At 30.5% G+C, this 1,534-nt stretch carries 2 protein-coding genes; both read left to right on the top strand.

Annotated features, from left to right (window positions below; all coding sequences use genetic code 11):
* Window positions 1-160 precede the first annotated feature (160 nt).
* Entirely contained in the window at window positions 161-1,132 is a 972-nt protein-coding gene (locus KM800_RS15015; RefSeq protein ID WP_217813809.1) for an ROK family protein, read from the top strand.
* Window positions 1,133-1,160: 28 nt separating this feature from the next.
* Window positions 1,161-1,496 (top strand): YnfA family protein, encoded by a 336-nt coding sequence (locus KM800_RS15010; RefSeq protein ID WP_217813808.1) that lies wholly within the window; start codon window positions 1,161-1,163, stop codon window positions 1,494-1,496.
* Window positions 1,497-1,534 lie beyond the last annotated feature (38 nt).

Raw genomic sequence — 1,534 nt, 5'->3', positions numbered from 1 at the left:
TTATTGTTATTCAACAAGCTAATTACCTATAAAAATATATTTTTTATAGGTAATATTTTTTATAGGTAATATTTTTATATAAAATACTAATTATGATATAATATTAATGAATTTTGTTTAGGTTAGTTATAGATATTAAATTATGATTTGGAGGAAATATATGAAAAAGTACGTTATAGGAATTGATTTAGGAGGAACTAAAATAAGCGTTGCTTCCTCAGATTTGGCAGGAAATATAATTTATAAAAAAACAGTTCCAACAAATGCAAGTGAAGGTGAGAATAAAATATTAGACAGAATTATATCTCTTGTAGATGATACCCTGAAAAAATCTAATTTGATCAATAAGGATATACTGTGTATAGGTATAGGTTCACCTGGACCTTTGGATACTAAAAGAGGAACAATTATAACTACTCCCAATCTTCCATTTAAAAATTTTAATTTAGTTAAACCAATAGAGGACAAGTTTAATATACATACGGTTTTAGACAATGATGGTAATGTAGCTGCCATAGGAGAGCATGAGTTTGGTGCAGGAAAAGGCACGAGAAATATGGTATTTATAACAGTTTCTACAGGTATAGGTGGAGGGGCTGTATTAAATGGTCAAATATATAGAGGAAACACTAGTAATGCACTTGAAATTGGGCATGTGACCTTAGAAAAGGATGGAGCAAAATGTAATTGTGGAAATCGTGGATGTGCAGAATCTTTAGCATCTGGTACGGCAATAGCAAGATTGGCAACTAAAGCTGTTGAAGAGGCAAAATCAAGAGGGGATAAAACTTCATTATATAAATATGATAACATAACTTCAAAAGAAGTTTTTGATGAAGCAAAGAATGGAGATAAATTGGCACTAGATGTAATAAATAAAGCTTTAAATTATCTTGGAATATTTGTAGCTAATATAATGAATATATTTGATCCTGAAGTTATAATAATAGGTGGAGGAGTTTCTAAAGCTGGAAGTATGGTGTTTGACAAAATTGGTGAAGTTGCCTCTAAAAGAAGCTTTACTACTATATATGAAAATACAAAAATTGTTCCTGCAAAACTTGGTGGAGATGCAGGAATTATAGGTGCAGTAGCACTTGCTATTACTGAAGGAAAAATATTTATAAAATAATATATATTATAGTTGGTGATTATATTAAATGTATATTATAAAATCAATGATTTATTTTATAATGGCTGGAGTTTGTGAAATAGGTGGAGGATACCTTATATGGTTATGGCTTAGAGATGGCAGGAGTTTTTGGCATGGTATTCTTGGGGCATTGGTACTAATAATTTATGGTATAATACCAACTTTTCAACCTAAAAATGTTAATTTCGGTAAGGTATATGCTGCATATGGCGGAATTTTCATAGCACTTTCGATACTTTGGGGTTGGAAAGTGGATAAAGTGATTCCAGACAAGTTTGACGTATTAGGGGGGGTAATTGCAATCTTGGGAGTTATTATAATAATGTATTTTCCTAGAAACTAGCTATAAAAATAAATAATTAAAAAAGGGGCTGTCGCACT

The organism is Clostridium tyrobutyricum (assembly GCF_019144085.1).
GTDB lineage: Bacteria > Bacillota > Clostridia > Clostridiales > Clostridiaceae > Clostridium_B > Clostridium_B tyrobutyricum_A.
The sequence above is the reverse complement of the archived record's forward strand: the minus strand, read 5'-3'. Positions and strand labels throughout refer to the sequence as shown.

Excerpts from the sequence above, each read along its gene's own strand:
- KM800_RS15015 (WP_217813809.1), top strand. The coding sequence starts at position 161 with ATGAAAAAGTACGTTATAGGAATTGATTTAGGAGGAACTAAAATAAGC.
- KM800_RS15010 (WP_217813808.1), top strand. The coding sequence starts at position 1,161 with ATGTATATTATAAAATCAATGATTTATTTTATAATGGCTGGAGTTTGT.